The sequence below is a fragment of the Colwellia psychrerythraea genome, assembly GCF_000764185.1.
In the GTDB taxonomy this organism is placed as follows: Bacteria; Pseudomonadota; Gammaproteobacteria; order Enterobacterales; family Alteromonadaceae; genus Colwellia; species Colwellia psychrerythraea_B.
This window is the reverse complement of the sequence record NZ_JQEC01000046.1, coordinates 71,024-79,153: the sequence shown is the minus strand read 5'-3', so window position 1 is coordinate 79,153 and position 8,130 is coordinate 71,024. Positions and strand designations below refer to the sequence as shown.

The window sequence follows — 8,130 nt, the reverse complement described above, 5'->3', positions numbered from 1 at the left end:
CAGCCCTGTAATGGCACTAGAATGTGAAAATTATTCTGTGAAACATTTACAAATTCAAAAAACTACGGTTTTAGTCAAGTTTAATTCACTTGAAGGTGCAGAAACTGGCTGGAAGCTTGTTGGTTATCATGCTCACGAAGGGACCAAAGAAATGTATTCAGCACTCCTTTCTTCTCAAATGTCATCTAAAAACATTACATTTAGAGTATCGGCAAGCGACTCAAGCTGCACAGTTCAGAATATTAGCAGTAGTCTGGAAATGGTTAAAACACTATAAAACGGAAATAAATTATCGATGATCTTATATTTTCAAATATGCCTAGTACTAAAGCTATAAGTCGTTCAAAAGGACAAATAACAGTTGGTTTTTGCTCCTTCGTCGCTTATTTTAACCAAATGTTTTTAGCCTCTTAATGAGGCGTTATCGATACAAGATCTAATCCAACCTGTCCAATTAGCTGTAATAGCTAATGTCTGCTCTGTGGTAAAAGTGAGCCTTAGCTTTTACCCAATGGACTATTAAAAATAGTTCACTGCTAATGACTTCTTGGTGCGCTAAGCGGTCGTTAGCCTTTAATTTTTTGACATATATTTTCTAATGAATCTCATGTGTCATATTACTGAGACTTCTCAGTAATATTCAATAATGGTTAAAAATAACCACAAAAACAAAAGTTAATAGTTTGAAATTAAAGAGTTTTACGATAGATTATAACGCAATCGAGTAGATGGGAATTACTGAGACGTCTACATATTATATTGTTATACATTTAAAGGATTAATCAGAATGAAGTATTTGTTAATTTTAGCTGTGTTGGCTGGAGGGTATCATTTTTATAGTCAAGGTGCCTTAAGTAAATCAGAGGAAACCTCACCGTATAAATTATTTCAAAAAGTAGCTAATGAGCCTGTTTCACAAGAAGAGGTAATCAAATATGCAACAGACAGAATTAACGAAACCTGCCCTATGCTAGGGGATGAATTTGCAATACACGACTGTAAAGTGACCATAGCAAACAAAATAGACTTTTGTGTAAAAATGTTTAAAAGCGATGCACCTCAATTTTTTAATTCAAAAGAAGAGTTTAAACTACACCTCAGCAAATTAATGAAATGTGCTTATGATATGTAAATGTATAACAAGTGACTCAAACGGACTGTGAGGCGTTAAGTTACTCAATCAGAGTTTTGCATTTTTAAATTTAAAAGGAATTAATATGACAATAGAGTTAGGTTTTGCGGGTTCATTAATTGGTTTAGCTATTTTATTTTGCGGGCTTTTACTTGCAAATAAAGTTACAAGTTTTGGAGCTTCACCTCCTTCGCTAGCGATAATCACCACAATTACATTTGTGGTAGGCTTGATTCCTACTGTCGGTGGTATTGCGGGGATTGTCTCACAATACTTCATGTTAAAAAAAGTTAACCCTCAAGGGCCTGCTATTTTCACTATGTTAGTAAGTATAATAACTACAATCTTTGTTGTTATCTTATTTTCTCAAGTATTTAATGATATTTTTTCTTAATACTAAGCTGAGTGATTTTATATAAAATTAACTTTACAAGGCACTCAAACGGAAAAATTACAGTTGGCTCGCGCTTCGCGCAGTTTAGCCTAACTGTATTTTTCCGCTTAGCTTAGCGTTATCGATACAAAATCTAATCCAACTTGTCCAATTAGCTGTAATAGCTAATGTCCGCAATGTGGTAACAGTAGAACCAACTAAAAACAGGTCGCCGCTAAGGACTTCTTGGTGCGCATTCGAGACATTAACGTAAAAAATTTATCAATACTTTTTCTAATACGTTATCATCTATCTTTATGACTCTTAAACAATACAGAGGACATCTTTTAGCTGGATATCTAAATGTTGTAGTCAGTTTAACTTAGCTACAACAGTTATAGTAATTTCGGTTACTTGATTCGTTCTTTTATTAAAGTGGCAATTTCAGGGGATAAGGATTCCGTTTCGGCTAAATGCTCTTTTAAAACCTCTTTAGGTAGTTTTTTAACTAACAGCTCGCCAACTTTATTTGTTTTACGTTTAGCCGCAAAGATAAGCATGTTATCGGCGTTGCAGCTTATATGTGTAAATAATTTCCTTAATTTAAGACGATTTTGTTTTAGTAACTTTCTTAAGCGTTTTTTATCGTCAGCAGCGATATATTCACAAATATTTTTCGAAATGTTAAACGCGTAACTGGGTGTGGGCAATAAGGTATAAGTAAACACAAAAAAAACAATATAATATGTTACTTTCATAAATAATCACCTAGTTGAATTAATTACCTTCGTATCATTAAGTTTAGCTTATTTGATGATATTTACCTGACAACAAATTCAGCATGAATTATTCGCAAATTAAAGTTTGAACTAAAATGACATATTATTTGTAGTTTGATGATATTAGATGTTTTTTTGAAGTTAAATTTAATGATTTAAACGTAATAATATTAAATGGTTAATTCATTTACTCTATTTCCTTACTGTTTCGGCGAGTACTGCGGAGTATTTTTCGATATTTTCTATTTTTGCTGCCACTGTTTGTGTTGGTAGTTTACTGATTAACAACTTACCTACGTAAAGCGCTTTTGATTTCGGCTTCTAAATTCATCCAGCGCTAACGTCTTCTTTGCTGGAGTTGTTGTCAGTCAATGAACTTAAAATCGAGTGCGTTATGAACATTAAGCGCACGTTTTTATTTATCTATGAGGAACGTCCGCTCTAGATCAAAACATACAAAAAATTTCAGTATAAACTCTACAACACTAAAGTCCGCAATGTGGTACTTATCACCCTTAACATCTCATTTTAAACTCCAAATGAAGTAGCTCTTTTGTTAATGACATTGTGATACGCACAGAAGACATAAAGCTTCCCGAATATAAAGGTCTATTTCTAATTCATTGAATTGACCTAAATTTCATATCAAACGATTAAGAGGTGTAATGAAGAGATTACACCAAAAGTATTGGATAAATTACTGGCTTGAATGAAGTTCGTTGCCAAAATCAGTTAGCCACCTCAACAAATATTGAATATACTTGATATAGAATAGGTAATTAAGGTGGCTAAACGAATGCTTATAGAAAATGCTTTAGATTTTATTAAAAATTCAAATATTGGAATCCACGCAGTTTCACCTGAAGGCATAATTAAATATGCTAACGAGCATGAATTAAATGTATTAGGTTACACTGAAGAAGAATATGTCGGTCATCATGTGTCTGAGTTTCAATTCGACAAGTCATGTTTAGAACAAATGATGAATAAACTGGCGAAATTCGAATCCTTTTCAAACTTTCCTGCCATGGTAAATGGCAAACATGAAATGAAATATATACTCTACAATTCAAGTGTCTATGAAAGCCAAGGCGAATTTATTCACACTCGATGTTTTGGTAACGAAATATCAGAAAGCGTATATAATGCCTGTAAGCTTGAATATAAAAAATCACTCGCCAATAGAGGCTAAACTGTAACGATTGCAGATGTATAATACTATTTAGAAGTCGATATTCTGCTATTTAGCGCTCGGCTATTATTTTTGTGTTTATTTTCAAATTCCGCTTCCGGCATAAAGTAGCCCTTTGAGCCAGTCTTTTAGCTTCAATAAAAACCAGCAAAGTGGTATTAATTAGCCTTTCAATCACAACTAGAAAGTCTGCTTTTAGCAAACAGAAGCCATAAGGCAAGCATTGATGTTAATGACAACAAACCGCACAAACTATTCACACGACAAGTAACTCAGTAACTAACATAATACGCAGCCATATATTAGTTAAGCAATGCATGCCTCAGCAAGGTTTCTTGGGTGACATCGACTAACTGAACTAGCCCAGCAACACTATAAATATCTTGCTCGAGCTGCTTCCCTCTATGTATTGCATATGTGCCAATATAAGCTAACTCTGGATTTAAATGTTCCATATGGGCTTCATCACTACGGGACAGCTTTAATTGCAAGCTATAAAACTCCCCTTGTTTTAATGATTTTTTAATAAAGAAATTTCTTATTTCTGGCGAGTTAAATTCACTAACTGGCTTTATAATTACTGATTTTTCAATATCAAGTTTGCTTGGGTTGATAGCAATATAAATAAGTTCACTAACCGCTGCATCACTGGCCAATAATTTCTTCATGTGTTGATCAAGCAAGTTACTGACCTGTGAGTTACCAAGTAAGGGATATAAATTATAATAACCATCACGATCACTTAACCGTAACATGGCTGATAATAAGTTTTTATGACTTTGATAAGCATATTGCCCAGCAACTAACGTTTCAACTTTATAGCGACTACCACTCGATTGCACCACAGCTGTGGGTATTTCCATATTCACTGCATACAAGGTTCTTAATGCAACAGATAAACCAGGTGTTAGCATGGCATATTCATCAGGGGTTAATTTATCTTTATTTTTATCAATTAATAACTTAAAAAACGAGCGTCCTATATGTTGATGCTCTTTTACCGACACCCGAAGGTTTACCACACTTTTATCTTTGCTAATGCGAATAACTTTATAAGGTAATTGCTTAAGATCAAATGCTGAGGTTATTTTCTGTAATTTTGGAAAAGTTAAAAAAACAATATCACCTTTACTGAGTCCCGCAGGGCTATCGAGATCCACTTTCAAGCCTGAAACAGAAAAGTCTGCTGATTGCCCTGTACTATTTAACCCTTCGCACTCAATACTCACTGGCGTTTTATATTTAAAACGTACTTCTTGACGTTGGTGACCATAAACTAGCGCTATTTCATCTACACGACTTTTATTATCGCCATATTTATGACCAAAACTTTTAAGCCGTTCAAGATCAATACCTTCATAACCTAATGTTTGATAATCACTGATAACGGTTGCGCTAGTAACATCTGTTGCCGTTACTACATAAGGTAGTTTAGCAATAAGTGCATTGACTTCATCTGTTAGTGGCGGGTTTAAATACCCTTGCTGTTTGGTTATTGCGGTAGATAAAGTAAATGGTGAATAAGCTTGAGTTAGTTTTATTTGCTGAAATTTTAACGCTGTTATCGCAAAAGTACTTTTACTGGCTGCAAACGCTAAAAATTGCTGGAAAAATTTATTATCATGCTTAAGTTGTTCTTCATCTACTGTGTAGAAAAACTTACGGCCTTTATGTTGATGAATAAAACTATACACCAACAGACTTTTACCCTGTTGTTGCAAGGTATGTAGGTGCTGTTGCCTTTGTGCATTAATAAGGTAGTGCAAAGTTGAATGCTTTTTATCATCTCGCCAATATTGATATAGCTTTTGGTTATTCTTTGTTGTTAACGTATATCGAGGTTCGAGATTGGCCACATTATCTTCACTACCACCGTGCATAAAAACAACCAACTCATTTATTTTCACTAAAGCATACTGCTCAAGGCTTCTTGCTTGTAGTGCCGCTAAGCTGTTATCTAAATTAATTTTATAACGACGTTTATTGCCTTGAATATAGCCAGATAAGAATCGTTTAAAGGCCTCATTTTCAGTGGTATCGCTACGTTGACAACCAATAAGTTGTGTACCCGAGTCGCGTAAAACATTTTTTACTTCAAAGGTTAATAGTCCCTCTTTACTGAATTGAAACTCTTGCTCTAAACCCGTAAAACCTATGGTTAACTGATCGCCTTTAAAAAGGGAAACTTCGTTAATCAGTTTAAACTTAATGCCGTTGACGCTGATATCTATACAGGTTGTTATCAGTTGCTGATTATTAGCTAACGTTAAGGTAATTGGTATTGAAAAATTCATCCGCTCTTCTAAGCGATTAGGGTAATTGCTTAGAAGCTCTAGTTTGGCTGGGTATTGCAGCTTATCTATTGATGATTTATTTTTGTTATGATCAACCGCACTCGGCGTAGTTTGTTCATTTTTATAAATATTGCGAAAACTATTTTTGGCGTTCTTAACAAATTCATAGACACCAAAAGTATAACTGCCATAGATAGCGACATTTTCTTTAAAAGCATTTATGGCAACTTCGTCTAAAAAATGGCTTTGCCCTTGGAAGTCAAATAACTGACACTCACCATCGACCAAACCACGTAAATCAATGGCTCGAGTACAAGCACCCGCAAGGCGCTTTAATTCCATTTTCAATAAAAAACGTTCATTTCTAGTAAGATGTCCAGTAATTGCAGTGAATTTATCTTCAAAACTAGGCTTACTCACTTCACCACGAAAATCTTCAATAATTTTATGGTGTTTGCTGAAATCTTTATTCATAGTATTATTATTAACTTCTCTTATATCCAATGTTGAATCGCTATTTCTAGTCTTTTTAAGCGCTAATCATTGTTATCACTATTTTAGCTTAGACAAAAAATCAAAATCATTATAATCTAACCGACTTTATCAAGATAAACCAAGCAATTTCTATGCCTCTCAATAATGCTGTAGTTAAAAGTCATACTTTCATCGTAGGGTATTTATCTTGAAAACCTCATAATAATCGCAATACTTATAAGAAAGTTAACATTTCTTTGTGAATAATTGTCTTAATATAATTAACATAAAACATAGATAAAGACAGAGCGTAATTTCAATCGCTTTATCGTTCAATGGCAGGTAAACCTTAATGGCAAAAGCAGCAAAAATAGAGTTTGTATGTACCGATTGCGGCATGAACTTCACCCAATGGCAAGGACAATGCCGCTGCGGTGCTTGGAATACTTTGGTTGAAATGAAAATTCCTAAAGCAAATAAAAATGCGGTTACCCGTACAGCCAATACTGGCGGTTATGCGGGGTTTATAGGTGGTGGCTCTAAAAAAATTAATGAAATTGAAGCCATGGATGCAGAAAAAAAATTAACTGGCATTGGTGAACTCGACCGTGTTTTAAGCGGCGGCGTAACTAACGGCTCGGTAAATATTATTTCTGGCGACCCTGGTGCGGGTAAAACCACACTACTGTCTGATCTCGTCGCTAGAATGTCAAAAAATACCGCTTCACTCTACTGTACTGCAGAAGAGTCCCTCTCTCAGTTCAAAAACCGTGTGCACAGATTAAAATTAGACTACAACGAAGATAACTTATACCTATTGGCTGAAACAAGTGTTGAGTCCATTATTGATGAGTTAGAAAAAAATAAAATTAAGTTTGCCGTAATTGATTCAATTCAAGCGGTAGTCACTGAAAATGCTAACGGTAGCCCTGGTTCACCCTCACAAGTAAAAAGCAGCGCTCAGGCACTCACTCAGTACTGTAAGCAAAATAATGTCACCATGTTTATTATTGCCCACGTGAATAAAAACAATGAAATTGCGGGTCCACAAACCTTAGTACATATTGTTGATGCACTGTTGCATATTGATACTAATGACGGACAAATTCGTACGCTTAGGGCCAATAAAAACCGCTTTGGCGATATTGACACTGTTGGTATTTTCAAAATGTGTGAACGCGGTATGCTCAGTGTTGATAACCCCAGTGAGATATTTTTATCGGGCTCAAGTACAGAGTCTCCCGGTTCAACGATTACCTGTATCCGTAAAGGTAATCGAAACCTATTATTAGAGATTCAATGTTTAACCACAGAGACTGAGGCAGAATTCCCGCAACGTGTTTGTGTTGGTTTAAATATGAACCGAATTAAAATGTTAACGGGTATATTACGTAAACACACCAAAACCAAAATATTTCATGATACTTTTTTTAATATTATCGGCGGCTTGAAAATAGATGAATCTGAAACTTGTATCGATTTAGCCTTGGTTAGTGCCCTATTAAGTAGCCTGAACGATTTTGTTATCCCTCGAAATACCTGCATTATGGGCGAATTGAGTTTAAACGGCGATGTTAGGCCGATAGATAGTGGTGTACCGCGCGTTAAAGAAGCCGCACAACATGGTTTCACCGAAATATATATTCCTTATCGCAATTATCATAAATCGATGGAAGGTTTAGGCGCCAATATACATGCGGTAAAAACCATTCATGAGCTTATTGAGTTAATAAAATAATTGATAAGGTAATCATCAGCAATCCCCCTATTAGAAAGCTGCTTTTGTACAATAAAACTGACATAAGCAGCTACTTTTTTCTCTCGTTAATTATCCGAGTTTGTAACACTTAACCGTATTTTCAAAGACATTAACATCTAAAACCCGA

At 34.9% G+C, this 8,130-nt stretch carries 7 protein-coding genes; 5 read left to right on the top strand and 2 right to left on the bottom strand.

Annotation, left to right across the window (positions count from 1 at the left end; genetic code table 11):
* The 3 genes from GAB14E_RS25135 to GAB14E_RS05890 all read left to right on the top strand — a co-directional run.
* Positions 1 to 277, top strand: a 277-nt coding sequence (locus tag GAB14E_RS25135) for a hypothetical protein (protein WP_197061231.1), incomplete at its 5' end; no start/stop codon positions are given.
* 510 nt (positions 278 to 787) lie between these two features.
* Positions 788 to 1,132 carry a hypothetical protein gene (locus GAB14E_RS05885; protein WP_033083524.1) on the top strand — a complete coding sequence of 115 codons (345 nt, stop codon included), beginning with the start codon at positions 788 to 790 and terminating at the stop codon, positions 1,130 to 1,132.
* Positions 1,133 to 1,217: 85 nt separating this feature from the next.
* Positions 1,218 to 1,526 (top strand): hypothetical protein, encoded by a 309-nt coding sequence (locus GAB14E_RS05890; protein WP_033083523.1) that lies wholly within the window; start codon positions 1,218 to 1,220, stop codon positions 1,524 to 1,526.
* Between the two features lie 389 nt (positions 1,527 to 1,915).
* On the opposite strand, the gene GAB14E_RS0123290 is transcribed toward GAB14E_RS05890, so the two are convergent.
* On the bottom strand, positions 1,916 to 2,263 hold the full coding sequence (locus GAB14E_RS0123290; protein WP_052093908.1) for a DUF3718 domain-containing protein: 348 nt from the start codon (positions 2,261 to 2,263) through the stop codon (positions 1,916 to 1,918).
* An 805-nt stretch (positions 2,264 to 3,068) separates the two neighbouring features.
* Between GAB14E_RS0123290 and GAB14E_RS05895 the strand changes: the two genes are divergently transcribed.
* Positions 3,069 to 3,476, top strand: a complete 408-nt coding sequence (locus tag GAB14E_RS05895) for a PAS domain-containing protein (RefSeq protein ID WP_231562081.1) — start codon at positions 3,069 to 3,071, stop codon at positions 3,474 to 3,476.
* 302 nt (positions 3,477 to 3,778) lie between these two features.
* Here GAB14E_RS05895 and GAB14E_RS05900 read toward each other — a convergent pair whose 3' ends face one another.
* A complete protein-coding gene (locus GAB14E_RS05900) occupies positions 3,779 to 6,244 on the bottom strand; it encodes a PilZ domain-containing protein (RefSeq protein ID WP_033083521.1) in 2,466 nt (821 codons plus the stop codon).
* A gap of 352 nt (positions 6,245 to 6,596) precedes the next feature.
* Here GAB14E_RS05900 and radA point away from each other — a divergent pair, with 352 nt between their 5' ends.
* On the top strand, positions 6,597 to 7,982 hold the full coding sequence (gene radA, locus GAB14E_RS05905) for a DNA repair protein RadA (RefSeq protein WP_033083520.1): 1,386 nt from the start codon (positions 6,597 to 6,599) through the stop codon (positions 7,980 to 7,982).
* The last annotated feature ends 148 nt before the right edge of the window (positions 7,983 to 8,130 follow it).

Bases quoted from the DNA above. Each gene is read 5' to 3' on its own strand.
- GAB14E_RS0123290 (WP_052093908.1), bottom strand. From the start codon at position 2,263: ATGAAAGTAACATATTATATTGTTTTTTTTGTGTTTACTTATACCTTA.
- GAB14E_RS05900 (WP_033083521.1), bottom strand. From the start codon at position 6,244: ATGAATAAAGATTTCAGCAAACACCATAAAATTATTGAAGATTTTCGT.
- GAB14E_RS05890 (WP_033083523.1), top strand. From the start codon at position 1,218: ATGACAATAGAGTTAGGTTTTGCGGGTTCATTAATTGGTTTAGCTATT.
- radA (WP_033083520.1), top strand. From the start codon at position 6,597: ATGGCAAAAGCAGCAAAAATAGAGTTTGTATGTACCGATTGCGGCATG.
- GAB14E_RS05885 (WP_033083524.1), top strand. From the start codon at position 788: ATGAAGTATTTGTTAATTTTAGCTGTGTTGGCTGGAGGGTATCATTTT.